Raw genomic sequence first — 25,805 nt, 5'->3', positions numbered from 1 at the left:
CACAAACTAAGACTCATGACCTCGCTTTTACATTGCTCCAAACTCATGCCGCAAGGCCGCGGCCTGGCCCGTGTGCTGGTCCAACGTGCCAGCAGCATCACCCTCGACTGGGACACCCGCCAAAAAAGCCGCTTTGACGCGACCGACAGCGCAGGCCGCCAACTCGGCGTGTTTTTGCCCCGTGGCACCGTGGTGCGCGGCGGCGATGTGCTGGTGGCCGAAGACGGCTCGCTCGTGCGCGTGCAAGCCGCGCCGCAAGCCGTGCTGCGCATCACCGCTTGCGCAGAGCACGGCTCGCCTTTTGACTTGACCCGCGCCGCTTACCACCTGGGCAACCGCCATGTGCCGATTGAGCTCAAACCCGACCACCTGAAGATCGAGCCCGACCATGTGCTGGCCGACATGCTGCGCGCCATGCACATGACGGTGGTGCAGGTGTCTGAGCCTTTTGAGCCCGAAAACGGGGCTTATGGCGACCATGGCGCGTCTGCACATGGGCATGGGCATGGGCACAGTCACGAACAGGGTCATGCGGGTCATGCGCACGCAGCCCAAGCCGAGCCCCATGTGCACGGCCCGGATTGCCAGCACGAACATCCGGCCCCAGCAGCCAAGCCGCCAGCTGGCAAACGCATCGCCATCCCCGTTCGTGCGGCACCTGCTGCACCGCATGTGCACGGCCCCGGCTGCGGTCATGAGCACTGAGACCGCGCCGACAGGCCTGCTGCAACTGATCTGGCTCGCATCGCCTGCGCTGCCGATCGGCGGCTTCTCATATTCAGAGGGACTCGAAGCGGCCATCGAACAAGGCCTGGTGCACAACGAAGCCAGCGCCACCGACTGGGTGGTGGACCAACTGCACCTGACGCAGTCGCGCGGCGACATGGCCGTCATGGCGCAAGCCATACCCGCTTGGCAGTGCATGGACACACAGCGCCTGCAAGCCCTGAACGATTGGGTGATGAGCACCCGCGAAACCGCCGAAATGCGCTTGCAAGCCGAGCAGATGGGCCGATCCTTGCTCGACTGGCTGCGCAACCTGCAGCAAGCGAGCGACGCACAGCTGCAATGCTGCGCCCAACTGCCCCCCACTTACCCGCTGGCCATGGCGCTGGCCTTGTCTCTGGCGCAAGCCCCGCTGGACCAAGCCCTGCAAGCGGTCGCCTTTGGCTGGGCAGAAAACATGACCCAAGCCGCGCTCAAAGCCGTGCCCCTGGGCCAAAGCGCAGGCCAGCGCATGCTGTCACGGCTGGCCCGCGAAATTCCGCAGGCGGTGCAAACCGCCTTGCACCTGAACTATGAGGACCGCCAGGCCTTCAGCCCCATGCTGGCGATCTTGTCGGCCCGCCACGAAACCCAATACTCCCGGATCTTCCGATCATGAACACCTCGTCTGCACTGCACCACATCCCGAACCGCACGAAAAAACTGCCGCCCCTGCGCGTGGGCATTGGCGGGCCTGTGGGCTCCGGTAAAACCACCCTGCTCGAGATGTTGTGCAAAAACATGCGCGAGCGCTGGGACCTGATCGCCATCACCAACGACATCTACACCAAAGAAGACCAGCGCCTGCTCACCGTGAGCGGCGCGCTGCCCGCAGAGCGCATCATGGGCGTGGAAACCGGCGGCTGCCCGCACACGGCCATTCGCGAAGACGCGTCGATCAACCTCGAAGCGATCGACCGCATGCTGGAGAAGTTCCCCAACGCGGATGTGGTCTTCATCGAGAGCGGCGGCGACAACCTGGCCGCCACCTTCAGCCCCGAATTGAGCGACCTGACCATTTATGTGATCGACGTAGCCGCTGGCGAAAAAATTCCACGCAAAGGCGGCCCCGGCATCACCAAAAGCGATTTGTTCGTCATCAACAAAACCGATCTGGCCCCGCATGTGGGCGCCGACCTGCAAGTCATGCGTGACGACACCCAGCGCATGCGCCCCAACTCCGAAACCCGCCCTTGGGTCATGACCAACCTCAAAACTCTGGATGGACTGACCGAGGTGGTGGCCTTCATCGAAAAGCGCGGCATGCTCGGCCAGGCTTGAACGACTGTTTTAGTCGTTACAATTCACCCCCAAGGAAGCGTGGCAGAGTGGTCGATTGCACCGGTCTTGAAAACCGGCGACTCGAAAGGGTCCGTGAGTTCGAATCTCACCGCTTCCGCCAAAAAGTCAAGTAAATCAACGCCCTTCAACGGGACAATGTGGCAATCCCCACATTATTCCCCACATGGCTCAACAGCAAAGCTGCATTGAAGTGACAAACCGCACTCTCTCTGCATACAAGCGACGTCCAACGCCGACCCGGTCTCAGTCTGAGCCAACCCGATGGCACCAGAGGGTGAGGAAATTAGGGCGCCGCGGCCCCCACCGTACCCCCCCAACTTCTAGTTGGGTCCCTCCAGCTATAACTTGCACCATGTTCTGCACGAACGCCGAGCATTTTTGAATAACTGCGGTCGTATCAAGATTTCGAATCCTCCTCAGCCCCAAAGAAAACGAACAACGTCAGCTAAATCTGAAGGTCCAGCTCAAAACACGCGGTCTGAGTTTTACGAATGGCATTGGCCAACACCCCAGCAACGATTGGCCGGGAGAGCCCAGCGTCTTGATCCTGAATCTCAACCGCGAAAGCGCCAAAGTACTGGCTGCGCAATATGAACAGAACGTTTTTGTTTGGGCGGGTGAAACGGGGGTGCCGGAGTTGGTGCAGCCCTAACAAATTACCTTTTGCATAAGGCTGGTTAAAAAAGCCCGGAGTGATTGACGGTCATGGTCACTTTCACAAGTCAAAAACCACGACTTCCGCTGGTGCTCCAAAAAGTATAGGCAGCATCGACGTGCCAACGCCCCTTGAGACAATGAGTGGCAACAAGGTACATCGTAGAAGCCCGCTACAAATCGCCCACTGGTGTGTTGGGTCCTATCCGACCAAGGCCAACTGCCATCCATGCGTGCGACCTGCCAAGTACAGGCTAAACCGCTGCTTGGTCACAGCTCCGCGACGCTGATATCGGCCAACACACCATCAAAGATGTCGCGGGCATCCTCGGCCGTGACTTGCAAAGAATTGCGGCCGCGCACGTTGAAGGCCCACTCGTCTTGCGAGAACTCGCCATCCACAGAAAAGCCCTGCCCTTGGACCGGCAAGGCCTCGCCAACTTGAATCTGCAGCCAGGTACTTGCAGGCACTTCAATCGAATGAATGTCATAGCCGTAATTCACAGTCAGGCGAACACGCCCGTTTTGATGTTTGATCATGTAGTGATTTTCGTGGTGTCTGAAAAATGCCAACGGCTTTAAGTCAAGCGTTTACAACGTAAATGACGCAGCGGTTAGTTGAGTATTGACTATCACTACTCATTCCCCTTTTTCAAAATTTCAGCGGCATAGATAGCGGCCACTCTTTTGCCAAATTATTTGGATTCAATATGCTTGGCACTTTCAACGAGATTTTCATGAAGAAGAATTTGATAATGTCGAAATACTTCGGAGGTCAGGCTGACGGCTTTTTGATCTTTACCAACAAGCATCAACACCGTTCAGAGGTGGAAGTGGTCTGATATTTAGGCTAGTTCCAGATGCCAGCGGCGCGCGCTGCTGCGACCACCGCGCGCATGTGCTTGTTCGTGTGCACGGCGTCCATCACCGCTTTCGCTGGAGCGGCGAGCTTGCCGCCCTCACTCAAGACGTCACTGTACGGATCAATGAGCAGCACAGCGGTGTGGACTGCTGAATAGTCGGGGGCGGTCATGAAAGGCCCCCTCAGGTTTCGGTTTACAAGTGGGAGACGGATGCCAGCGCCGGCAAAGACATCGCTTCGTTTTCTCGCTCAGACAGGCCATTCAGACGAAGTCGATTTCGCTGTTGAAAGGCATGCGCCGCAGTCGCTTGCCGGTGGCAGCGAAGATGGCGTTGGCCAGGGCGGCTACCGCCGGTGCAGAACCTGGCTCCCCCAGCCCGCGTACCTTGGTCGCTTGCCCAAGCAGGCGCACATGGATGCGCGGCGTCTGCGGCAACCGCATGCCCTGGAACTGGTGGTAATTGGTCTGCGTGGGTGCATGGTCTGCGTAGGTGAGTTCGCAGTTCATGGCATGACCCAACGCCCAGACGACAGACCCCGTGATCTGGGCTTCAGCGTTCACCGGGTCGAACACCGTCCCGCAGTCGGCTGCTACCCAGACATCGTCGATGCGGATGCCGCTATCGGTGAGCGTGACGTCCACCACTTCGGCCACTGGCACACCGTGTGTGTAGGACAAGGCCACGCCGCGTCCCCGCTTCTCGCCGATGTTCGAGCCTTGCCATTGGCTCATCTCGGCCACCGCCTGCAGCACGCGACGCGAGTCGTCGTGGTCGATCAGGCGCAGCCGCTCTTGCAAGGCGTCGGCACCAGCGGCGTGGATGAGCTCGTCCAGGAACGATTCGTGGAAGAAGCTGTTGGAGCAAGCCCCTGGAGACCGCCATGACCCGATGGGCACCAGCGGTGGCGCGGCATAACCTGATACCTGGTAGTTCGGGATGGCATAGGGCTGGTCAAAGGCGCCCCAGACCAGCATCACGTCAGGCCCAGGCGGCACGATGAAGACGCGGCCGAACCAAGACGCAACCAGTGAGGGGCTGATACTGTCCAGCAGCATCGATTCCACCTGCCCGTCGCGCACTGTGCCGCTGCAGCGTGCCAGGTGCAGCGGCCGTGGAAAGTCGTGGGCCATGTCCTCTTCGCGGCTGAGCGTCATCTTCACTGGCGTGCCAGGCACGGTCATGGCCAGCTCGATGGTCGGCCGCACGTAGTCGGCGTCCAGTCGCCGGCCAAAGCTGCCTCCGGCCGGCAGCACATGCAGCCTGACATTGGCCCGGTCGACGCTGGTCATCTGCGCAGCCCAGTCGCGCACCACATGCGGTATTTGGGTCGCGGTCCAGATGTCAACGCTGTCCTTGTTGACCAGCACCGTCGCGCTCAGTGGCTCCAGCGCCGCGTGGGCCAGAAACGGCGTACGGTATTCGGCGGTCACCACGCGCGCAGGCTCAGCGGCGCTCAGCGCTGCTTCTGCGTCACCGTCGTCGCGCAAGCGGCTGTTGCGGCGGTCGGGCACCTGGCTGGCTTCCAGCACCTTCCACATCTCCTCAGACGTGGCCGGGTAGTCGGGCTTGGCCCATTCGATGTCAACCGCCTGGGCCGCACGGAAGGCGCGCAAGGTGTTGTCGGCCAACACGCCCACGCCGCCTTCAACCGGCACCACCGCGCGCACGCCGCGCATGGCGCGCGCCGAGGTGGCGTCGAAGCGCACGACCGTACCGCCGATGCCTGGATTGCGTCGCACAGTGGCATGCAGCATGCCTTTCAGCCGCACATCGATGCCGTAGCTCTGTTGGCCTGTGGATTTGGCGATGATGTCCGTGCGCTGGAATGGCTTGCCCAGCCGGCGCCACTCAGTTGGCGGTCGCAACACCACATCGCTCACAGGTTCGAGCAGGGCCGCTTCGGCGGCCAGCGCGGTGTAAGCAATGCGCTGGCCTTCGGGCAGCAGCACGGCGCCATCTTCGGTGCGCAGCGCGCTGCGCGCGACGCCCGTTCTGCGGGCGGCGGCCTCCTTCAAGGTCTCGCGTGCGGTTGCACCGGCCAGACGTAGCGTCTCGTGCAGGTCTGCTGTGGACGATGAACCACCGGTGAACTGTGAGGCTGTGAGCTTTGAGATGTGCACCATCGCGCGCCGCGCCGTTTCTGCAATGAAACCTTGGTCGGTCAGCCTAAAGGGCAGACTGTCGGCAGCAATGTTGCCGTTGAAGTAAGCCCTGTCCGGTTGCCCAGGGTCCAGGCGCGCAGTGTGGGGGTCGATGTCCAGTTCTTCGGCGATCAGATGGGCTTGCGTTGAAGCGATGCCCTGTCCGATGTCGGCCCGCGGCACGATGAGGGTGATGCCTTGTGGCGTGATCTTCACGAAGGGCGTGATCGCGGCCTCACCCGGTTGCAGTCCATCAAACAAGGGGTTGGGCACAGGTCGTCGAACGATGTACGCACCGAAGGCCACGCCACCGGCGACAGCGACCGACCCGATGAGCAAGGCGCGGCGTGTAATGGCTCTAGCTTTGCTCATGGTTCAGGCGCCTCGCAGTGTGGCAGCGGCCGTTTTCACAGCCAGGCGGACGCGTGGGTAGGTGCCACAGCGACACAGGTTGCCAGCGAGCGCAGCGTCAATATCGGCGTCGCTAGGGTCTGGGTTTTTGGACAGCAGATCCACCGCCTGCATGATCTGCCCGGACTGGCAGTAGCCACATTGCGCCACCTGATGTTCGATCCATGCGGCTTGCACCGGGTGCAGCGCGCCCGGTGTGCCCAGCGCTTCGATCGTTTTCACCGGACCCCATACCGCGCTCGCAGGGATCTGGCAGGAACGCACCGCCTGACCAGCGATGTGCACGGTGCAGGCTCCGCATTGCGCGATGCCACAGCCGTACTTCGGGCCGGTGATGCCCAGTTCGTCGCGCAGCACCCACAACAAAGGCATGTCGCTCTCGACATACAAGTCATGGGCAGTTCCGTTGACCTCTAAACGCATTTGTCACTCCTGTCTGAAAATAGAACTGCACCAAGTGTCTGTGCGAAGGCGCGCTTGTGCACTAGCCAAGGCGGTCAATCACTGGCTTTTTGGGTCAATCCGCTGGCTTTTCCTGGCCTACGGACTGGCAACAATAGACAATTCACCCAACGACTCAACCACAGGCCCGCCATGCCAAGCGAAGACCTCTATTCACTGACGATCGGTACCGACGTGGCGGCACGTATCCTCGGTATTGATCCGGCACACACGCTTCAACGTGCCGGGCTTGGCGCCAACGGGCTGGCCCAGGCGGCGCGGGGTGTTACCGCCCGCCAGTACTTTGATGTCTGGAATGCCATGGTCGAGTTGGCCGACCGAGAAGACCTGGCCGAGTACTTGGGCGTGGCCATCGCCCGTGGGCCCGTCGTGCCTGTGTTCCTTGCCTTGTCCTGCGCTCCAGACCTCGAGTCAGGGCTGCATCGGCTGTCGAGATTCAAGTCCTTGATCGGCCCCGTGTCCATGAGCGTCATGAAAGACGCTCATCAGTTGGTGGTCGAGTATCAGTCTGTTGATCCCGCGGTCGAGATGCCGGCCACGATGGGGGCTTTGCATCTGGTGTTTTCAGTCGAGAAGGCGCGCGGCCTAATGGCCCATCCACTGAGACCGCTGGCGGCAACCTTGAAGGCGACCGAAGCCTACCGCCGCACACTCGGACAGTACCTTGGAGTGATGCCCGAGTACGGGGAGACAACGAGCCTGCGCTACGCCTTGCTGGACGCACAACGGCCCTTCATCGGCGGTAACGATCGGCTCTGGGCCGATCTGGAACGCGACCTCGAGCAGCAGTTGATGTTGCGTGGCGAGCGCAGCGCCATGAGCGCACGCGTGCGCAGCGCGCTGTTGGACCTGTTCACCAGTGGGCGGTCGGGTGCCGAGGAGGTGTGTCGCCATATCGGCGTCAGTCGCAGCACGATGCAGCGGCGCTTGCGCGAGGAGGGCCTATCTTTTCAGGATGTGCTCGACGACACCCGCAAGGACCTTGCCATTCGGTACCTGTCCAAGAGCGCTTTGTCGAATTCTGAGGTCGCATATATGCTCGCGTATCAGGACCAGGGCAGCTTCTTTCGCAGTTTTCGACGCTGGACAGGCACCACGCCGGAGAAGTTTCGCCGATCTCTGAAGCTGGCTCTACCCTCGCACATGTCTGTCAATTGATTGGTGCCTAGAGGCCTTGTGCCGCGATGGTGCAGCGAGCTTTGAAGCTGCGACACTTGAAACGTTGCAGACCTTTCCAGTGAAAACACACCAGCCGCGAGACTGGGGGCCTGGGACTGGGTGATGTCGTGCTTAAGCGCCACAGCTGCAAGCTTGCCCGGCATGTGATTGGTCTTGCCCATATCCCCGATCCTGTGAGCCATTCTGTAGGCCATATGTTAGGGGATGTTATGGAATTACAAGGATCTATCTGGAACTAAAATTTAGCTAAGCATCTGACGAGTAATATATTTATTTGATTTTGGGTCTGTATGAGACTTCATGGTTATGGCGGATGGTTTCCACCGCTTCCGCCATAGGGCAGCCAACCTAAATTGGCTCAATCACCCAACAATGACTGTTCAAGGCGGCTGCTTGGACTCGTCTTGCGCCTTGGCATATTCTTTTTGCAACTGTGTCGTCAGACTCCGCACCAAACCCTCGGACAAGTTGAACTCTGCGCGAAGCAACTCTATGGCCAACAGCTCCTCTTTGGACAAAACACCGTCTTTCAGGGATTGGCGAATTTGCTCTTGCATGAGCACTTTCCGACGGGCCATCTGATTGGAAAAGGCCGATGCCACGATACCCGTGAGCAAAGCAACCGTGCACACACCCAAAAATGCCGTGAAAGGCGCAACGATCTGGCCGATCCAAGTTATGGGGGCCACGTCGCCGTAACCCACAGTGGTCAAAGTGATGATGGCCCAATACATGCTGGCCGGGATGGAGGAGAACTTATCTGGCTGCGCCTCACCCTCAGCAAAGTACATCAAGCTGGAACTCAAAAGCACGGCCAGCAACAGGAGGTAGAGGGTCGCAATGAACGACTTGCGCTCTTGATAAATGGCTTCAAAGAGATCTTCGATGGCGCTGCTGTAATGAGAGATTTTGAGAGCACGAACCAATCGCAAAACTCGCAAGATTCGCAAATCGACTCCCGGAAAGATCATCTGCAAGTAAAAGGGTGCAATTGCGATCACGTCAACCAATCCGTGAAAGCTCAACATGTAACTGAGACGGGCCCGCCCTGTAGGGCGGCGCTCAGCTTTTCGCGCAGGCGCTGACCAAACTCGCAACAGATATTCAGCAGAAAACACCACCACGCTGAACAGCTCTATGGTGTCAAAAATCGCTTGATGCGCTTGCCGAAGAGAGGCGACCGATTCAAGAATAACCGCAGCAACATTCACCAACACCAAGACCAATAGGCCCCAATCACAGATTTTGCTGGTCAAGTCACCGTTTTCATCTTTGTCCAAAATTTCAGCGGTCCGACGCTGTACAGCGGCAAGTTGCATGAAGTGCCTTTGTTGAATTTAGGCGGACACTAACACCAAAATTCAGGCTTGTCTAACGCACACCAAGTCAGCGACACACCATCCAGCGCCCTCGCTTTTGAGCTTGAAAACACATCAGTTCTTGCCCACCAACATCGCCTCCACCAACTCCTGCACTGCCAGCGCTTCTTCGGCTGTGGCCAGTTTGTGAGGCTGCCCACGTAACCACAAATCTACTTCGCTCAACTGACGCTGCAAAGCGCTGGTGCGCGGGTCTTCGTTGCTCCAGTCGAGGGCCTCAACCCAAGGGCCGCCGTCTGAGCGCCACAGTTGGTAAAACTCCCTGAACTGATGGTTCATGCGGCTGCCGCGCACCGTGACTTCTTGACGGTCGGGCTGCTGACCTCCTGTGGTGGCCATGACGGTGACGGGTTTGCCATCGGCGGTGGTCAATCGGGCCAGCATGTCGAGCTCGCACAAGGCCGGGTCTTGCGGGTAGCGCGGCAAGGCTTGCTGCAAGTTCAGCGGCCCCAAAAAGCGTCCGGCCAAAAACAGGAAATGCGAAATCACTTCTCGGGTGTAGCCGCCCTCATCGCGCATGCGCAGCCAGTCGGCGTCTTTTTGCCAGGCGCGAGGCCATGCAGGGTAGTTCACCACGATGTCTATGCCCAACAGCTCACCCGTTTCACCCGCCGCGATTGCGCGGTTCAGTTCATCAAACCCACGCGAGGCGGCTTGCGTGAAGTTGACCACGCCGGGCAAGCGGGCTTGGGCCAATTGGGCTACCAAGTCGCGGCTTTGCGCGTTGTCGGTGCCCAGAGGTTTTTCCATGAACACCCCCTGCCCAGCCGCAGCAGCCTGCAAGGCATAGGTTTTTCGCGGCCCTGGCGGGCAGGCCAGGTACACCACATCGGCCTCTGCCATGGCCGCCTGTGCATTGGGCGCGACGGTCACACCAGGGGCCATCTCCAGCGTTTTGGCAAGGGATGCAGGAGAAGGATCCCAAACACCGCAAACCTCGAAAGCGGAATGCCGTAAGGCGTTTTCCAGCATGCGCCGGCCCATGATGCCCAGCCCGATGATGGCGATTTTGTGTGTCATGTCTGTCTCCTCAGGTCGCACAAGCTTAACCACTTCAAGACACATCCAAGCACCCGGGTGACGCAGACCCGACAACGGATTTGGTGACCTTGTAAGGTTTGGAAATAATTCGATAAAATCACAACCATGGAAAAAACCCAAAGCCCTTTTGCTTCTGCTTATCTGCGCTTTTTGCAGTTGGCCACGGTGGTTCAAGCCTTGCCCGATGGCCAGGAGATGGACGCCAACGAGTCGGCTTTGCTGCAATCGGTGGTTTTGCGCTGGTACGAGAACGAGCCCATGACCGTGCGCGAGGCCATTGGCTTGGCCGCCTTGGGCTCGCCCGCCACCTTGCACAAACGCATCACGCGACTGCGCGAAAAAGACATGCTCAGCACACTGAACCAGGAAGGCGACCGGCGCGCCAAGTTCCTGATTCCCACCCAGCGCACACTGGACTACTTCCAGAACCTGGGCAAATCCATGCAGCAGGCTCATCAAAACCAGATCGCATGAGTACAAACTTACGAAATGCCTTTGAAAAAACAGCGCTGACATTCATCAGCGCTGTTTTGTTTGTGGGCTTCTTCAAGCTCAATGGCTGGATTTTTTCCAGCTTTCAGTACAGCGAAGGCATCAGCTGGGTATTTCTGCCGGCGGGCTTTCGGGTGATCTTGGTGCTGACGATGGGTTTACCAGGCGCCATCGGTCTGACGTTGGGCAGCTGGTACATCGACAACACGTCCATGACGGGCACCGCTTGGTTTTTCCCGTTCATCAATGGCGTGGTGTCTGGACTGACCCCTTGGCTGGTCATGAAGTACTTGATACGGCAGGGCTGGCTGGCGCCGCAGTTGGGGCAAATGACCGCAACAAGGCTGCTGCAAATGACCCTCATTTTCTCAGCGGCCAGCGCCATGAGTGACCAACTGGTGTGGTGGTCCCTTGAAAAACCCGATGCCAACATTTTGGTGGATGTTTGGCCCATGTTTGTGGGCAATGCCGTCGGTGCTTTGCTGATGCTTTACGTCATGAAGTTTGTGATCGACCGCTTGTACCAGCGCCAAAAGTCAACGCACTGAAGATGTGAGGTCACGGTGCTTCGGCCAAAAACAGCGCCTGCAGGTCACTCAAAAAATCAAAACCCCTGTCTGTCGGCCAGACCCGGTGCAGGTCACGCCCGATCAGGCCCAGTTTTTCAGCCTCCGCCAGACCCTTTTGGATGCTGGTCATGGCCAAGCCCGTGCGGTCCACAAAATCAGCCAAAGCAAAGCCATCACGCAAACGCAGTGCGTTGAGCATGAATTCAAAAGGCAAATCTTGGCGCGAGACCTCGGTGCTTTGCGTGACGGGCTCGCCCTTCATGGCCTGCTGCATGTACAGCGCAGGTTCCCGGTAACGCACTTGCCGCAGCACGCGGTGCGCAAAACTGAGCTTGCTGTGCGCCCCGGCGCCAATGCCCAGATAGTCCCCAAACTGCCAGTAGTTCAGGTTGTGGGCGCATGGATGTCCCGGCTTGGCATAAGCCGACACTTCGTAGCGGTTCAGCCCCGCCAACCCAGTGAGCTCAGTCATGCGGTCCATCATCTCGTAGGCCAGATCGTCTTCGGGCAGAGTGGGCGGAAACTTGGCGAACACCGTGTTGGGCTCGATCGTCAGGTGGTAGATCGAGATGTGCGGCGGCGCAAAAGCCAGCGCGGTCTGGATGTCTTGGCTGAGGCCTTCGAGCGTCTGGCCCGGCAAGGCGTACATCAGGTCGAGGTTGAAGGTGTCAAACACCTGAGCGGCTTCGGTGACAGCGGCCAAGGCCTGGTCACGGTCGTGCACGCGGCCCAAAGCTTTCAGGTGCGTGTTGTCAAAGCTTTGCACGCCGATCGACAAACGGGTGATGCCCGCTTGGTGGAAGGCCTTGAAACGGTCTTTCTCAAAGGTGCCGGGGTTGGCTTCCATGGTGATTTCGGCGTCCGGTGCCAAGCGCACGCGGGCGCGGATGCCCGAAATCAAACGGTCAATCGCTTCGGGCGAAAACAAACTGGGCGTGCCGCCGCCCAAAAACACCGTCTGGATGCTGCGGCCCCAAATCAGGGGCAGGCTGGCTTCAAGGTCGGCAAAGAGTGCGTTGATGTAGGCGTCTTGCGTCGACACCGGGTCAGCGCCTTCGCGGAATTCATGCGAGTTGAAGTCGCAATACGGGCATTTTTTGATGCACCAAGGCAGGTGCACATACAGCGACAGGGGCGGCAGAGCATTCAGTTGCAGTACGCCTGGGCGCATGGCGTGCACCGGGTCCATCATGGGGTTCATGGCGCGGCGCTGTCCAGCCAGCGTTCGCGCATCAGCGCCAGCATGGCTTGCGCGGCGCGGCCCCGGTGGCTGTTGGCGTTTTTCACCTCAGGGGGCAACTCGGCAAAGGTCTTGCCAAATTCGGGCAAAAACATGACCGGGTCAAAACCAAAACCATTGCTGCCCCGGCGCTCGGGCGTGATCTGCACCACGACCCGGCCCACCGCGATCAGCGGCTCCGGATCGTCGGCGCTGCGCACGGCCACCAAGGTGCTGACCATGGCGGCGCGGCGGTTGGCCATGCCCTGCATCTGTTCCAGCAAAGCGGTGACGTTGGTGTCGTCGCCCTTGGGGTAGCCAAATCGGGTGGCGTAGTAAGCCGTGTCCACGCCGGGCTGGCCGCCAAATGCGTCCACACACAGGCCCGCGTCATCGGCCAGCGCGGGCATGCCGCTCAATTGAGCGGCGTGACGGGCTTTGGCCAAAGCGTTTTCAACGAAGGTTTTGAAGGGCTCTGCCGCCTCGGGGATGTTCAGCTCGGACTGGCGCACCAGCGTCATGCCCAGCGGCGCAAACAGGGTTTGCAACTCGGCCAATTTGCCCGCATTGTTGGAGGCGAGGACGATTTTCATGGACCAGATCGCCCGCGCTTCAAGCGCTGAAGGTCAGGGTTTGAGGCTCGTCGTGCGCCTGCTTTTGCAGCTGCACCAACTGCGCAATGCCTTTTTCGGCCAGCGCCAGCATGCGGTCCATCTCGACGCGGGTAAAAGCCACGCCTTCGGCCGTGCCCTGCACTTCCACAAAGTTGCCCGCGCCGGTCATGACCACGTTCATGTCGGTGTCGCAGGCCGAGTCTTCGGGATAGTCCAAGTCCAGCAAAGCGGTGCCGCTTTTCAGACCCACCGAGATGGCGGCCACACGGTCGATGATGGGCGACTCGCTCAGTTTGCCCGTGGTCATGAGCCAGTTGACGGCGTCTTGCGCCGCCACAAAAGCGCCCGTGATGCTGGCGGTGCGGGTGCCGCCGTCGGCTTGCAGCACGTCGCAATCGAGGTGGATCGTGCGCTCGCCCAGCTTTTTCAGGTCAAACACAGCGCGCAGCGAGCGGCCAATCAAGCGCTGAATCTCTTGCGTGCGGCCGCTTTGTTTGCCGCGTGCTGCTTCGCGGTCGCCCCGGGTGTGCGTGGCGCGGGGCAACATGCCGTATTCGGCCGTGACCCAGCCTTCGCCGCTGCCTTTTTTGTGGCCCGGCACCTTCTCTTCGACCGAGGCGGTGCACAGCACGCGGGTCTGGCCAAACTCGATCAAAACCGAACCTTCGGCGTGCACGGTGTAACCGCGGGTGATGCGCACAGGGCGCAGGGCGTCGGCGGAGCGACCGGTTCGGCTGTAGGAGCTGGTGGTGTTCATGGTGGCGCTGAATGGGTTGACCCCTGAGTCCTGGCCGTGCACACGGCAGACAGCGGGCGGGGCGGACACAAGAGTTTGAGATAATGCCTCGTTTCATGCTCAGCCAAGCTGGGCATCAGCAGCGCATCATGGCCAATCGGGCCAAGCGCTGTCACAAGGAACTTGATCCATGCCAGTTTACAGTATGACCGGATACGCCAGCGTGCAGCACAGCCCGCTGGCCGCAGACGGTGAAACCCCTGCCATTGCGGCCCATACAGCCCGGCTGGGGTTGGAGATCCGCTCGGTCAACAGCCGTTTTCTGGACCTGAGTTTTCGCCTGCCCGAAGAGCTGCGCCAGCTTGAACCTGGCCTGCGCGAGCTGATCACACGCCAGATCAAACGGGGCAAAGTGGAAGTGCGCGCCAGCCAGGACGCAGGCGACGGCGCTGCCCTCCAAGCGCCCAACCACCAAGCCCTGCAAAAAATCGCGGCCCTGCAAGACAAGATCCAAGACTGGTTACCCGAAGCCCGGTCCTTGAGCGTGGCCGATGTGCTGCGCATGACGGCGGGCCACTCGGGCCAAGCAGCGCCCGACGAAGCCGCCTGGATGCAACTGGCCACCCAAGCGGTGGACGCGCTGCGCGAAGCCCGCGCCCGCGAAGGCGCCCGCCTGACCGATATGCTGCAAGGCCACATTGAGCAGCTGCGCGGCTTGGCCGAGCAGGCCGTGCCGCTGGTGCCGCAACTGGTCGAGCAACAGCGCCAGCGCTTTTTGGAGCGATGGAAAGACGCCATGGCTTTGGCCGATGGCAGCCACTTGCCCGAAGCCGCGCAAGACCGGGCTCTTACCGAAGCCACCGCATTTGCCATCCGCATCGACGTGGCCGAAGAGCTGACCCGTTTGCGCTCGCACCTGGACGAACTCTCGCGCCTGCTCACCAAGGGCGGCGACATTGGCAAGCGCTTGGACTTCCTGATTCAGGAACTGCACCGCGAAGCCAACACGCTGGGCTCCAAATCGGCCGTGCTGGAGATGACCCGCATCTCGGTGGACATGAAGGTGCTGATCGAGCAAATGCGCGAACAAGTTCAAAACATCGAATAAAGAGCACCAGCATGGATTACCCCGGAAACCTGTTTGTTGTCGCCGCCCCCAGCGGGGCTGGCAAATCCAGCCTGGTCAAAGCCTTGATGGAACTCGACTCTCGCGTTCAGCCCACCGTCTCGCACACCACACGCGCCCCGCGCGGCCAGGAAAAGCATGGCCGCGAGTACTTTTTTGCCTCGTCGCAAGAATTTGATGCCATGGTGCTGGGCGACGCCTTTGTCGAATGGGCCCATGTGCACGGACAGCGCTACGGCACCTCCAAAAAGATGATTGAAGAGCGCATGGCGCAAGGCGCCGATGTGATTTTGGAGATCGACTACCAAGGCGCGCTGCAGATCAAAAAGATGTACGCCAACGCCGTGCTGATCTTCATCTTGCCCCCCAGCTGGGAAGAGTTGCGCTCGCGCCTGGAGCGTCGAGGCGAAGACACCGCCGAAATCATTGAGCTGCGCCTGCAAAACGCAGCCATCGAGATGGCCCAGGCCCCAGAATTCGACTTCGTTATAATCAATGAAGTATTTGATCGTGCTTTGTTTGACCTGAAAGCGGTTGTTCACGCTCAGCGTCTCAAGTACCACGTCCAGCGCCGCGCCCGGCCTGACACTTTTCAAGCCCTCAAGATGGCTTGACTCCCAGCACAGACATTTTCAAGGAAAACTCATGGCCCGCATCACTGTTGAAGATTGCCTGGAACAGATCCCTAACCGCTTTCAGCTGGTTTTGGCCGCCACGTACCGCGCCCGCATGCTGAGCCAGGGTCACACACCCCGCATCGAGAGCAAAAACAAGCCTGGCGTGACCGCCTTGCGCGAAATCGCCGCTGGCAAAGTGGGCATCGAGATGCTCAAGCGCGTTTCCTGAAACGCCCCAACCCGAGTCTGGCTCTTCCGCCAGACCTGAAAATGCCCCTTCATGGGGCTTTTTTTTGGCTTTTTTTCCAGCCTGCCAAGGCTTGCGTTACATTGATGTCATGAGCGCTGTCCTGCCCAAAACCCCCAAAACTGGCTCCAGTCGCCCCAACGCGCCGGACCCGGCGGCTGCCAATGCGGCGGCCGCCAGTTTTGCCGTGCTGGAGGCTCAGCTGGGCTATCTGAGCGACACCGACACCGACATGGTGCGGCGGGCCTATAAATACGCCGACGAAGCCCACCTGGGCCAAATGCGCAAAAGCGGTGAACCCTATATCACCCACCCGATCGCGGTGGCCGGTTTGTGCACCGAGTGGAAACTCGACGCCCAGGCACTGGCGGCAGCACTGCTGCACGACGCGATGGAAGACTGCGGCGTGACCAAGATCGAGCTGATTGAGCGCTTTGGCTCACCAGTGGCTGAGCTGGTCGATGGTCTGACCAAACTGGACAAGCTGGAATTCAACACCCGCGAGGAAAACCAGGCCGAGTCCTTTCGCAAGATGCTGCTGGCCATGGCCCGCGATGTGCGCGTCATTCTTATCAAGCTGGCCGACCGCACCCACAACATGCGCACCATGTCGGACATGCCGCGCAGCAAGTGGGGCCGCATCGCCTCCGAAACCCAGGAAATCTACGCCCCGATCGCACACCGCCTGGGCCTGAACCAGATCTACCGCGAGCTGCAAGACCTGTCGTTCAAACACCTGCTGCCCTGGCGCTACGCGGTGTTGTCCAAGGCCGTGTCCCGCGCCCGCAACCGCCGCCGTGACCTGATCCAAAAAGTACAGGCCGATGTGGAGGCCGTCTTTGCCCAAGCCCATATGGATGTGCGCATCAGCGGCCGCGAAAAAACGCTCTACTCCATCTACAAGAAGATGGATGAAAAGCACTTGAGCTTTGCGCAGGTGACCGACATCTACGGCCTGCGGGTCATCGTGCCCTCGGTCATCGATTGCTACACCGCTTTGGGTTTGTTGCACCAAATCTACAAACCCCTGCCCGGCAAGTTCAAGGACCACATCGCAATTGCCAAGGTCAACGGCTACCAGTCGCTGCACACCACGCTGGTGGGGCCATCGGGCGTGAACGTGGAGTTCCAGATGCGCACCGAACCCATGCACCTGGTGGCCGAATCGGGCGTGGCCGCGCACTGGCTCTACAAAGAACATGAGTCGGCCAGCGCCCAGTCCGAGCGCTTAGGCACGCAGTGGCTGCAATCGCTGCTCGACATTCAGACCGAAACACGTGACGCTGCCGAATTCTGGGACCACGTCAAAGTCGACCTGTTCCCTGATGCGGTGTATGTGTTCACCCCCAAGAGCCAGATCATGGCCCTGCCTCGGGGCGCCACTGTGGTGGACTTTGCTTACGCCATCCACAGCCGGGTGGGCGACCACGCCATGGCCGCCCGCATCAATGGCGACCAAGTGCCGCTGCGCACCGAGCTCAAAAATGGCGACGTGGTCGAGGTGATCACCGCGCCCGTATCAGCCCCCAACCCGGCCTGGCTGGGCTTTGTGCGCACTGGACGCGCCCGCTCCAAAATACGCCACCACCTCAAGACCATGGCGCAAACCGAGTCGGTGGGCCTGGGCGAAAAATTGCTGGCGCAAGCTTTGCGCGCCGAAGGCATCAACCAGCTGCCCGCCAACGACGAAGCGCACCATGCGCTGTGGGAAAAATTGTTACGCTTCACAGGCAACCGCAACCAAGCTGATTTGCTGATGGACATTGGCCTGGGCAAACGCATCGCCACCATTGTGGCCAAGCGTCTGACTGCCCTCCTGTCCGAATTGGGTCAAAAACCCGACGCGCTGCTGATGACCCGCGAACGCTTCACGGCGCACGAGTCCATCTCGCAAGGTGCCATCACCTTGGACGGCAGCGAAAACGCATCGGTCGTTTATTCACGTTGCTGCCGCCCCTTGCCCGGTGACGACATCGTGGGCTATCTGGGGCGCGGCGAGGGCCTGGCCGTGCACACCCGCGATTGCGCCACCGCCCGCAAGCTGGAACACAAAGACAGCGAACGCTTCATTGGCGTGGAATGGTCGGACGAATTGAGCCGCAGCTTCGAGACCGCCATCACCGTCACAGTCGTCAACGGCAAAGGCGTTCTGGCCCGAGTTGCGGGCGCTTTGGCCAGCGGCGAAACCGACATCGTGCATGTGGACATGGGGCAAGAGACCCCCCAAGACACGGCCGAATTGAAGTTCGTGGTCGCTGTGCGCGATGCAGCGCACCTGGAGCAGGTGCTTCGTCACCTCAAACGCACCCCTTCGGTGATCAAGGCCGAGCGCCAAACCAACAAAGGTCACATGCCTGGCTAGATCTCAACCCGGCTTGCGCCTGAACGATATCAACACCGATCAGCGTACGGCCGGGTAGCTCACCTTCAGCACCTCAATGTCGATCACGCCAGCGGGTGTGAGCAACTTGAGTTCATCGCCTTCGCGTGACTTGAGCAAGGTACGTGCAATCGGCGAGACCCAGCTGACTTGGCCTTGCAGACTGTCGGCCTCGTCGATGCCCAAAATCGTGACGGTGCGCTCTGTGTCTGAGGCCTCGGCGTATGTGACGGTGGCCCCAAAGAACACCTGGTCGCTGCCGTGGTGCACTGCAGGGTCCACCACTTCAGCCATCTCCAGCCGCTTGGTCAAAAAGCGGATGCGGCGGTCGATCTCGCGCAAACGTTTTTTGCCATACAGGTAATCACCGTTTTCTGAGCGATCTCCGTTGCTGGCCGCCCAATGCACGATCTCGACCACTTTGGGTCGCTCGTCGTCGATCAGGGTGAACAGCTCGGCCCTGAGGCGTGCGTAGCCGCCTGGCGTCATGTAGTTGCGCGCACCCACAGGCAAAGCCGGCAAACCCAACTCTTCGTCATCGTCGCCGTCTGACTCTTTGGTGAAGGCTTTGCTCATGTTCAGGTGTTCAAGTGCAAAAAATATGGACCGCCAAAATGGCAATGTTTTGGAGACCGATGTTTTGGCGAGCGGAAATAGAAAAAGCCCACAACTTGCGTTGTGGGCTTTCTAATTTTTGGTGCGGCTGGCAGGAATCGAACCCACGACCCCTTGGTTCGTAGCCAAGTACTCTATCCAGCTGAGCTACAGCCGCATCATGCATCGAATTATAGCAAGCTTTTGAGGGCACTTTCGGGCTGCCCATCAATTTATTGCCAAGACACTGCCGACATGTCGTTTGCAAAAATCGGCGAGCTCGACCACAGGCCTTTGAGGCCTTTGCGGTAAACCGCTGTGTTGGTCGCGTTGAACAAGAACACATTGACGGCGTCCTTGGCGATCATGCGCTGCATGTCACCAAACAACTGCGTGCGCTCTTTGGCCCCAGTGGTGGCCGCGTGTTTGGCCGCCAAGTCGCGGAAAGCCTTGCTGTCGTAACCCCAGTAGTACTGCGGATTGGCATAAGCCATGTAGTCCAAGGGCTCGACGTGGTTGATCACCGTCAGATCAAAGTTGCCCTTGAATGTGCCGCCCAGCCACTGCGCCCATTCGACGTTTTCAATTTTGGCCACAACGCCCACCTTGGCCAGCTGCGCGGCCAAGATTTCGCCGCCCTTGCGTGCGTAAGGCGGAGGGGGCAAGGTCAAGGTCACATTCAGTGGGGTTTGCACCCCGGCTTCCTTGAGCAGGGCCTTGGCTTTTTCGGGGTCGTAGGCATAGGTGTTGCTCAACTCCACATAACCCGCATCGGTGGGGGCCATGTGGCTGCCAATCGGTTTGGCCAGGCCTTCAAACACACCGTCGATGAAAGCCTTTTTATCGACCGCGTGCGACAGGGCACGGCGCACGCGCACATCGTCAAACGGCTTTTTGCGGTTGTTGATGGTCATGATGCCCTTGCCGGCCGTGCTGCCCATCTCCACCACAAAGCGCTTGTCTTTCTGGAACTGGGCCAGGCTTTGCGGCGACTGAAAGCGCGGCATGCCGTCGATGTCGCCCGCCAACAAGGCGGCCACTTGGGCGGCCGAATCGTTGATGAAGCGGAAGGTGACTTTCTTCACTTTGACAGAAGCGGCGTCGCGAAAGCCATCCCACTTGGACAGAGTCACCGCTGTGCCTTTGGCCCAGTTGTCGAGTTTGTAGGGGCCTGTGCCCACGGGCTTGGTAGCGGCGCTGGCCGCGCTGTCCGGGTGCAAGATGACCGCGGTGTTCTCGCCCATGCGGAACAAGAAATTGCCGTCCGGGTTGGTCAGCACCAGCACCACAGTGTGCGCATCAGGCGTAGAGATGTGGGTGATGTTGTTGAACACTGCGCCTTTGGCCTTGTTGGTGCTCTTGGCGTCTTTGGCCCGCTCGAAGCTGAATTTCACAGCGGCAGCGTCGAATGGCGCACCATCGGAGAACTTCACGCCTTTGCGCAGTTTGAAGGTGTAGGCCTTGCCGTCGGCGTCCATTTTCCAGCTCTCGGCCAGCAAGGGGGTAATGGAGCCATCAACGTTGATTTTGGTCAGGCCCTCCAAGATGTTGTAGTGCACCACTTCACCGATGGCGGCAGCCGGCGCCATGGTCGGGTCCAGGCTGGTGGGCTCCAGGATCATGCCCAGCGTAACGGTGTCTTTGCGCGACTGGGCTTGCGCTTGCAAAGGCGCTGCCACCAAGCTGGCGACCAACACGGCCGCTGAGGTCAAAGCGAGGGAGCGGCGGGTCAGGGAAGAACTGTTTTTCATGGGGTCTCTTGTGTCAAAAAAGAAGGGGGCTGGCCTGGAACGGCGGCCAACAAAGCCCGAGTGTAAGGGTGCGCGGCTTGCTTAAAAATATGCTCAGCGGATCCTTGTTCAACCACACGACCTGACTGCAACACCAGCACATCGTCGCACATCAAATTGACCACTGCCAAATCGTGGCTGACGAACAAATAACTCAGGCCGTAGCGGTCTTGCAGGTCCATCATCAGGTTCAAAACCTGGGCCTGCACCGACACATCGAGCGCACTCACGGGCTCATCGGCCACGATCAAGGCAGGGCGAGTCATCAAGGCGCGTGCAATCGCAATGCGCTGGCGTTGACCGCCCGAAAACTCGTGCGGGTATTTGTCCAGGTCTGCCGTTCTCAGGCCGACTTCGCTCATCGCTTGCGCAGCTCTGTCGTGCCATTCAGATCGGCTGTCCGAAACAGGTTGCAAGGTACGTATCGGCTCGGTCACGATGGCCAGCACTTTTTGGCGCGGGTCCAGCGAACCATACGGGTCCTGAAACACCATCTGAAAACCGCTGCGCAACTGACGCAAGGCTTGCCCGTGGGTCTGGTGCACGTCCACACCTTTGAAAAGCACCTGCCCTTCACTGGGCGTATCCAAGGCCATGACCAGCCGCGCCAGCGTGGACTTGCCCGACCCTGACTCGCCCACAATGCCCAAACTTTTGCCCGGCTGCAGGGTGAAGCTCACGTCCGACAATGCCTGCAAAGCGCCTGCAGGTTGGAACAAACCCGCGCGGGGCAAAGCAAAGCGCCGCCCCAAGTGCTTCACCTCCAGCAGCGGTGCAGATATGGGCATCGCGTTCATGGCAGCCTCCAACGCGGGCAACTGACCACATGGGGCGCATCACCAGGGGTTTTGCGGTCGATGCTTTCAGCTTGAGGCGGTGTGTGGCGGCAATCGTCAACCGCCAAACTGCAGCGATCCGCAAACGCACAACCTGCCGGAAAATCCATCAACTCGGGCACGCTGCCGGGGATCGTGGCCAAGCGTGTGCCGCGTGCCAAGCCCAGACGCGGACGCGCCGCAAACAAGCCCCGCGTATAGGGGTGCGCCCGGTGCGCAAACAGCTCGGGCGTGGCCGCGCTTTCGACCACTGCCCCACCGTACATCACCATCACACGCTCCACCTGGTCCTGCATCAGGCCCAGGTCGTGGCTGATCAAAAGCAAGCCCATGCCGTCTTCGCGCACCAGTTGTTGGATGAGCGCCAGCACCTCTTTTTGCACCGTCACATCCAGCGCGGTGGTGGGCTCATCGGCAATCAGCAAGTCGGGGCTGCAAGCCAGCGCGATCGAGATCATCACGCGCTGGCGTTGCCCGCCCGACAGCTCATGGGGATACGCCTCCAACCGCTCACGCGCCCGGGGCAGCTGCACGCGTTCGAGCAGTTGCAGGGCGCGGGCTTTGGCGGCGCTGGCGCTCATGTGTTGGTGCAGGCGCAAGGGCTCAGCGATCTGCTTCCAGATGGGGTGCAAAGGGTTGAGCGCCGTCATCGGCTCCTGGAAGATCATGGCCATGCGGGCCCCGCGCAGCTGGCACATCTGTGGCTCGGCCAGACCCACCAGCTCTTGGCCTTGCAGCGCAATAGACCCGCTCACGCGTGCGCGCTCGGGCAACAAGCCCATCAGGGCCAAGGCCGTGAGCGATTTGCCGCTGCCGCTCTCGCCAATCAGGCCCACCGTCTGGCCCCGTTCCATGCGCCAAGACACGCCGCGCAGGGCCTGGGCCCAGCCCCGGGCCGTGGGCAGGCTCACGCGCAAATCATCGACTTGCAGCAAAGGCTTGGCGCTTGAAAGATCGCTCATGTTCACCTTTGTCGCGCCAAACGGGGGTCGAGCACATCGCGCAAGCCATCGCCCAGCAAATTCAGCCCCAGCACCGCCAACGCGATGGCCGCGCCTGGATACACCGCCAGCATGGGGGCCTGGAACATCTGCGACTGCGCCTCGTTGAGCATGCGGCCCCAACTGGGTTGCGGCGGTTGCGTGCCCAGACCCAAATAAGACAGAGCCGCCTCGGCCAAGATGGCGATGGCGAACTGGATGGTGGCTTGCACGATCAGCACGCTGGCGATGTTGGGCAGCACATGCGTCAGTGTGATGGCCAGCGGGCCCTGGCCTGCAGCGCGGGCAGCTGCGGTGAAGTCGCGCGCCCAGACCGCGTTGGCCGCGCCCCGCGAAATGCGGGCAAACACCGGGATGTTGAAAATGCCAATGGCCACAATGCTCACCACCAAGCCCGGCCCGTAAATCGCCGTGAGCATGATGGCCGACAACAAGGCCGGAAAGGCGAAGGTGAAGTCCGAAGCCCGCATGATGACCTCTTCCACCCAGCCGCGCCGCGCCGAGGCCAGCAAGCCCAAAGGGACACCCACACCCAAGCCAATACCAACGGCAATAAAACCCACCAGCAAAGAGTTTTGACTGCCCACCAGAAGCAAAGAACCGATGTCGCGACCCAGGCTGTCGGTGCCAAGCCAATGCGCTGCGCTGGGCGAGGCCAGTTTGTTGGGGATGTCGATGTCACCCACCGGGTAAGGTGACCAAAACAAAGACAGCACCGCGCACAGCACCATCAGCAGCACCATGGCTCCACCCGCCACCAAACTCGGGTGGCGCAAGGCCCGTCGCCAAAACGTGTGGTTATCCCGCATGGCCCGCCTTCAAGCGTGGATCGATCCACGCATACAGCACGTCGATGCAAAAGTTGATCAGGATGACCAGCGCCGACAGCAACATGACTACATCGCGCACCACGATCAGGTCGCGGTTGGCAATGGCCTGAAAAATCAGCCGCCCAATGCCGGGCAGCACAAACACGTTCTCAATCACGATGGCGCTGGTGATCAAGTTGCCAAACTGCAAGCCCATCACCGTCAGCACCGGAATCATGGCGTTGCGCAGCACATGGCCCCACAGCACCTGACGGCGTGACAGGCCTTTGGCCTGGGCCGTGCGCACAAAATCTTCGCGCAAGGTGTCAAGCACGGCCGAGCGGGTCACCCGCGTCAAAATAGCCGTTTGCACCGCCGCCAATGACATGGCGGGCAAGAGCAAGGCCTTGATGCCCTCGCCCACTCCGCCGCCATCGTCCTCGGACCAACCTGGGAAACCGCCCGCGCTCACCCACTCCAGGTGCACCGCAAACAACAAGATCAAAAGAATGGCCAGCCAGAAATTGGGCAAGGCCAGGCCCAGTTGGCTGAGCGTCATGACGCCCACATCGCCCGCCTTGTTTTGCTGCGAAGCGGCGTAAATGCCCATCGCCAGCGCCAGCGCTACGGTCAGGCCCATGGCCATCACGGCCAGCGGCAGGGTCACCTGCATGCGCTCGGCCATCAATTGGGCGGTGGGGGTGTCATAAGAAATGCTCAGGCCCGTCTGACCCTGGAGCATGCCGCCCATCCAGCTCAGGTAACGGGTGGCCGCGGGCTGGTTCAGGCCCAATTTTTCTTCCATTGCGGCAATCGACTCGGGCGTGGCCGTTTCGCCCAAAATGACCAGTGCGGCATTGCCCGGCAGCAACTCCAGCACCGCAAACACCACGACCGATGTGGCCAGCAGGGTCAGCACAAAGCTCAGCAGCCTTCTCAAAAAAAACAGGGGCACGCGCTATCCTTGGGGTCTGTGAGCAACGATGAACAGGGTTTCCAATGGCATCTCAAACAATTGTAAACAGCGCCTCCAAATCCCTTGCGGGCTCGATTGTGGATGTCCCTGGCCTGCAGGTCGGTCACTTCACTCTGAACGAACGGCTGACGGGCTGCTCGGTGGTCCTGGCCCCCGGTGGTGCCGTGGGTGCGGTGGATGTGCGCGGGGCCGCCCCGGGCACCCGCGAGACCGATTTGCTGGACCCGGCCAATCTGGTCGACAAAGTGCACGCCGTGGTGCTCAGCGGCGGCAGCGCCTTTGGGCTCGACGCTGCCACGGGTGTGGTGCGCTGGCTCGATGAGCAGGGCATCGGCTTTGAAACCGGCTACGGCCGGGTGCCCATCGTCCCAGCGGCCGTGTTGTTTGATTTGCCCGTGGTGCGTCCGGGCGACGACCCTCAAGCCCGACCCGGCGCAGATGCAGGCTACGCCGCCTGCCAAGCAGCCACAACGGCCCCACCCGCTGCTGGCAATGTGGGTGCCGGTGCAGGGGCCTGCGTGGGCAAACTCTTTGGCTTGGATCGCTGCATGAAAGGGGGCATCGGCAATGCCAGCGTGCGCGTGGGGCCGTGGGTGGTAGGTGCCTTGGTCGCTTGCAACGCGGTCGGCGATGTGATCGACCCGGCCACAGGTCAGGTCCTGGCCGGAGCCCGTACGTCCGATGGAAAAAATTTACTGAACACCCAACGCGCCTTGCTGGCGGGCGAGCGCGGCAGTCGCCCCCTGCCCGGCACCAACACCACGATTGGTGTGGTCGCCACCAACGCGACGCTCACCAAAGCCCAGGCCAAACGCCTGGCCATGAGCGCGCACGACGGCCTGGCCCGCAGCATCCGCCCGGCCCACACCACGCTGGATGGCGACACCTTATTTGCCTTGGCCACGGGTACAGAAGCCGGTCCGGTGGACCTGATGCTGCTCACCGTGATGGCCGCCGAGGCCACGGCGCTGGCCACGGTGGATGCGATTGAGCAGGCGCGAACTATTTCAACAGGCTGGGGGACTGTGCCAGCGCATTTGGACGTGCTTGTGTGATTTCACATTTGTGCCTTTATTTTGTTGAGCTTTGTCTTATTTAGAAATAAATGCTGTTTCAATATAAGCCAATATAACTTACTCTTGAGGTCAATTAATACCTATGAAATTCATATTGCACGCCACGCTGGGCTGCTTCTTGAGACCAAAAAGTGCTTCATCGCCGTCCAAAGTGGTGCAACGAAGAGCCTGAAAAGGGTGATGCAAAACACCACAATGCCCAAACCCAGCTTAAAGTCCATCACAAATACAATGATGACGTTGGAGACCAATCGTCGACAAACCAAACTCACAGGCGCGAAAAACAACCGCCCATTGCTTTCACTTTCGAGATCAACCGTAACTCTTACCGTTACCCGCTTGGAAATGACATCGAAGCACGTCACGCAGTGGACTTGATCATGCATTTTGCGACATTAGTGTTGCCGCCGACCGAAAACTGACCATCTAAACCTAGGAGTGCCGACTCAAAATTGACCAGGGTGTTCAACTGACCTGCTGAAATATTCAGCAGGAGAGATAGAAGGTGATCACCATGGAAATGAT

General features: G+C 60.1%; 27 protein-coding genes and 2 tRNA genes. 13 read left to right on the top strand and 16 right to left on the bottom strand.

The features are described 5' to 3' along the window. Positions 1-15 precede the first annotated feature (15 nt). From ureE to B9Z50_RS18175, 5 genes are all read left to right on the top strand, one after another. Positions 16-705 (top strand): urease accessory protein UreE, encoded by a 690-nt coding sequence (gene ureE, locus B9Z50_RS13040; protein ID WP_108365038.1) that lies wholly within the window; start codon positions 16-18, stop codon positions 703-705. Continuing rightward, positions 695-1,384 carry an urease accessory protein UreF gene (locus tag B9Z50_RS13035; RefSeq protein ID WP_108365036.1) on the top strand — a complete coding sequence of 230 codons (690 nt, stop codon included), beginning with the start codon at positions 695-697 and terminating at the stop codon, positions 1,382-1,384. Before ureE ends, B9Z50_RS13035 begins: the two co-directional genes overlap by 11 nt. Next, positions 1,381-2,046, top strand: coding sequence for an urease accessory protein UreG (gene ureG / locus B9Z50_RS13030; RefSeq protein ID WP_108365034.1), 666 nt, complete (start codon positions 1,381-1,383; stop codon positions 2,044-2,046). Before B9Z50_RS13035 ends, ureG begins: the two co-directional genes overlap by 4 nt. Before the next feature lie 33 nt (positions 2,047-2,079). After that, positions 2,080-2,167 (top strand) — tRNA-Ser (locus B9Z50_RS13025). A gap of 282 nt (positions 2,168-2,449) precedes the next feature. Continuing rightward, positions 2,450-2,719 (top strand): DUF3293 domain-containing protein, encoded by a 270-nt coding sequence (locus tag B9Z50_RS18175; protein WP_108365032.1) that lies wholly within the window; start codon positions 2,450-2,452, stop codon positions 2,717-2,719. A gap of 272 nt (positions 2,720-2,991) precedes the next feature. Here B9Z50_RS18175 and B9Z50_RS13015 read toward each other — a convergent pair whose 3' ends face one another. The 4 genes from B9Z50_RS13015 to B9Z50_RS13000 form a co-directional block, all read right to left on the bottom strand. Then, the gene (locus B9Z50_RS13015; protein WP_108365030.1) at positions 2,992-3,261 is read right to left on the bottom strand and encodes a hypothetical protein; all 270 of its coding nucleotides are present in this window, start codon (positions 3,259-3,261) and stop codon (positions 2,992-2,994) included. A 310-nt stretch (positions 3,262-3,571) separates the two neighbouring features. Further along, a complete protein-coding gene (locus B9Z50_RS13010; RefSeq protein ID WP_108365028.1) occupies positions 3,572-3,754 on the bottom strand; it encodes a hypothetical protein in 183 nt (60 codons plus the stop codon). 91 nt (positions 3,755-3,845) lie between these two features. Continuing rightward, complete coding sequence (locus B9Z50_RS13005; RefSeq protein ID WP_108365017.1) at positions 3,846-6,098, bottom strand: xanthine dehydrogenase family protein molybdopterin-binding subunit; 2,253 nt, start codon at positions 6,096-6,098, stop codon at positions 3,846-3,848. Between the two features lie 3 nt (positions 6,099-6,101). After that, positions 6,102-6,560 carry a (2Fe-2S)-binding protein gene (locus B9Z50_RS13000; protein WP_108365015.1) on the bottom strand — a complete coding sequence of 153 codons (459 nt, stop codon included), beginning with the start codon at positions 6,558-6,560 and terminating at the stop codon, positions 6,102-6,104. A 171-nt stretch (positions 6,561-6,731) separates the two neighbouring features. Here B9Z50_RS13000 and B9Z50_RS12995 point away from each other — a divergent pair, with 171 nt between their 5' ends. Next, positions 6,732-7,757 carry an AraC family transcriptional regulator gene (locus B9Z50_RS12995; protein ID WP_108365013.1) on the top strand — a complete coding sequence of 342 codons (1,026 nt, stop codon included), beginning with the start codon at positions 6,732-6,734 and terminating at the stop codon, positions 7,755-7,757. A 401-nt stretch (positions 7,758-8,158) separates the two neighbouring features. Here B9Z50_RS12995 and B9Z50_RS12990 read toward each other — a convergent pair whose 3' ends face one another. Both B9Z50_RS12990 and B9Z50_RS12985 read right to left on the bottom strand, forming a co-directional pair. Then, complete coding sequence (locus tag B9Z50_RS12990; RefSeq protein ID WP_108365011.1) at positions 8,159-9,097, bottom strand: ion transporter; 939 nt, start codon at positions 9,095-9,097, stop codon at positions 8,159-8,161. Positions 9,098-9,211: 114 nt separating this feature from the next. Further along, on the bottom strand, positions 9,212-10,177 hold the full coding sequence (locus tag B9Z50_RS12985; protein ID WP_108365009.1) for a Gfo/Idh/MocA family protein: 966 nt from the start codon (positions 10,175-10,177) through the stop codon (positions 9,212-9,214). Between the two features lie 126 nt (positions 10,178-10,303). On the opposite strand from B9Z50_RS12985, the gene B9Z50_RS12980 reads away from it, so the two are divergent. Together B9Z50_RS12980 and B9Z50_RS12975 are read left to right on the top strand one after the other, a co-directional pair. Continuing rightward, entirely contained in the window at positions 10,304-10,672 is a 369-nt protein-coding gene (locus tag B9Z50_RS12980) for a hypothetical protein (RefSeq protein ID WP_108365007.1), read from the top strand. Then, the gene (locus B9Z50_RS12975) at positions 10,669-11,238 is read left to right on the top strand and encodes a hypothetical protein (RefSeq protein ID WP_108365005.1); all 570 of its coding nucleotides are present in this window, start codon (positions 10,669-10,671) and stop codon (positions 11,236-11,238) included. Before B9Z50_RS12980 ends, B9Z50_RS12975 begins: the two co-directional genes overlap by 4 nt. A gap of 10 nt (positions 11,239-11,248) precedes the next feature. On the opposite strand, the gene hemW is transcribed toward B9Z50_RS12975, so the two are convergent. From hemW to rph, 3 genes are read right to left on the bottom strand one after another with little or no spacing between them, the layout of a single operon-like run. Beyond that, positions 11,249-12,460 (bottom strand): radical SAM family heme chaperone HemW, encoded by a 1,212-nt coding sequence (gene hemW, locus B9Z50_RS12970; protein WP_108365003.1) that lies wholly within the window; start codon positions 12,458-12,460, stop codon positions 11,249-11,251. After that, positions 12,457-13,071, bottom strand: a complete 615-nt coding sequence (gene rdgB, locus B9Z50_RS12965; RefSeq protein WP_108365001.1) for an RdgB/HAM1 family non-canonical purine NTP pyrophosphatase — start codon at positions 13,069-13,071, stop codon at positions 12,457-12,459. The genes hemW and rdgB overlap by 4 nt, the downstream gene beginning before the upstream one ends. A gap of 19 nt (positions 13,072-13,090) precedes the next feature. Next, positions 13,091-13,849, bottom strand: coding sequence for a ribonuclease PH (rph, locus tag B9Z50_RS12960; protein WP_108365427.1), 759 nt, complete (start codon positions 13,847-13,849; stop codon positions 13,091-13,093). A 184-nt stretch (positions 13,850-14,033) separates the two neighbouring features. Here rph and B9Z50_RS12955 point away from each other — a divergent pair, with 184 nt between their 5' ends. The 4 genes from B9Z50_RS12955 to B9Z50_RS12940 all read left to right on the top strand — a co-directional run bounded on the left by B9Z50_RS12955 (position 14,034) and on the right by B9Z50_RS12940 (position 18,180). Continuing rightward, a complete protein-coding gene (locus B9Z50_RS12955; RefSeq protein ID WP_108364999.1) occupies positions 14,034-14,936 on the top strand; it encodes a YicC/YloC family endoribonuclease in 903 nt (300 codons plus the stop codon). Positions 14,937-14,947: 11 nt separating this feature from the next. After that, complete coding sequence (gene gmk / locus B9Z50_RS12950; protein ID WP_108364997.1) at positions 14,948-15,568, top strand: guanylate kinase; 621 nt, start codon at positions 14,948-14,950, stop codon at positions 15,566-15,568. A gap of 31 nt (positions 15,569-15,599) precedes the next feature. Continuing rightward, the gene (gene rpoZ, locus B9Z50_RS12945; RefSeq protein WP_062402588.1) at positions 15,600-15,800 is read left to right on the top strand and encodes a DNA-directed RNA polymerase subunit omega; all 201 of its coding nucleotides are present in this window, start codon (positions 15,600-15,602) and stop codon (positions 15,798-15,800) included. A gap of 109 nt (positions 15,801-15,909) precedes the next feature. Further along, positions 15,910-18,180: a bifunctional (p)ppGpp synthetase/guanosine-3',5'-bis(diphosphate) 3'-pyrophosphohydrolase gene (locus B9Z50_RS12940; RefSeq protein ID WP_108365426.1), complete on the top strand. Its 2,271-nt coding sequence runs from the start codon at positions 15,910-15,912 to the stop codon at positions 18,178-18,180. Between the two features lie 39 nt (positions 18,181-18,219). Here B9Z50_RS12940 and greB read toward each other — a convergent pair whose 3' ends face one another. The 7 genes from greB to B9Z50_RS12905 all read right to left on the bottom strand — a co-directional run bounded on the left by greB (position 18,220) and on the right by B9Z50_RS12905 (position 24,183). After that, a complete protein-coding gene (gene greB / locus B9Z50_RS12935; RefSeq protein WP_108364995.1) occupies positions 18,220-18,774 on the bottom strand; it encodes a transcription elongation factor GreB in 555 nt (184 codons plus the stop codon). 119 nt (positions 18,775-18,893) lie between these two features. Continuing rightward, a tRNA-Arg gene (locus B9Z50_RS12930) sits at positions 18,894-18,970 on the bottom strand. A 55-nt stretch (positions 18,971-19,025) separates the two neighbouring features. Next, entirely contained in the window at positions 19,026-20,543 is a 1,518-nt protein-coding gene (locus tag B9Z50_RS12925; protein ID WP_108364993.1) for an ABC transporter substrate-binding protein, read from the bottom strand. Next, complete coding sequence (locus B9Z50_RS12920; protein WP_108364991.1) at positions 20,540-21,379, bottom strand: ATP-binding cassette domain-containing protein; 840 nt, start codon at positions 21,377-21,379, stop codon at positions 20,540-20,542. The genes B9Z50_RS12925 and B9Z50_RS12920 overlap by 4 nt, the downstream gene beginning before the upstream one ends. Further along, positions 21,376-22,380, bottom strand: coding sequence for an ABC transporter ATP-binding protein (locus B9Z50_RS12915; RefSeq protein ID WP_108364989.1), 1,005 nt, complete (start codon positions 22,378-22,380; stop codon positions 21,376-21,378). Before B9Z50_RS12915 ends, B9Z50_RS12920 begins: the two co-directional genes overlap by 4 nt. A gap of 2 nt (positions 22,381-22,382) precedes the next feature. Next, complete coding sequence (locus B9Z50_RS12910; RefSeq protein WP_108364987.1) at positions 22,383-23,228, bottom strand: ABC transporter permease; 846 nt, start codon at positions 23,226-23,228, stop codon at positions 22,383-22,385. Then, positions 23,218-24,183: an ABC transporter permease gene (locus B9Z50_RS12905; protein ID WP_108364985.1), complete on the bottom strand. Its 966-nt coding sequence runs from the start codon at positions 24,181-24,183 to the stop codon at positions 23,218-23,220. The genes B9Z50_RS12910 and B9Z50_RS12905 overlap by 11 nt, the downstream gene beginning before the upstream one ends. A gap of 44 nt (positions 24,184-24,227) precedes the next feature. Here B9Z50_RS12905 and B9Z50_RS12900 point away from each other — a divergent pair, with 44 nt between their 5' ends. After that, positions 24,228-25,259, top strand: coding sequence for a P1 family peptidase (locus B9Z50_RS12900; protein ID WP_108364983.1), 1,032 nt, complete (start codon positions 24,228-24,230; stop codon positions 25,257-25,259). Positions 25,260-25,805 lie beyond the last annotated feature (546 nt).

It is taken from the genome of Limnohabitans sp. Bal53, assembly GCF_003063355.1.
GTDB lineage: Bacteria > Pseudomonadota > Gammaproteobacteria > Burkholderiales > Burkholderiaceae_C > Limnohabitans_A.
Note: the sequence above shows the minus strand (reverse complement) of the source record. Positions and strands in the feature narration are given on the sequence as shown.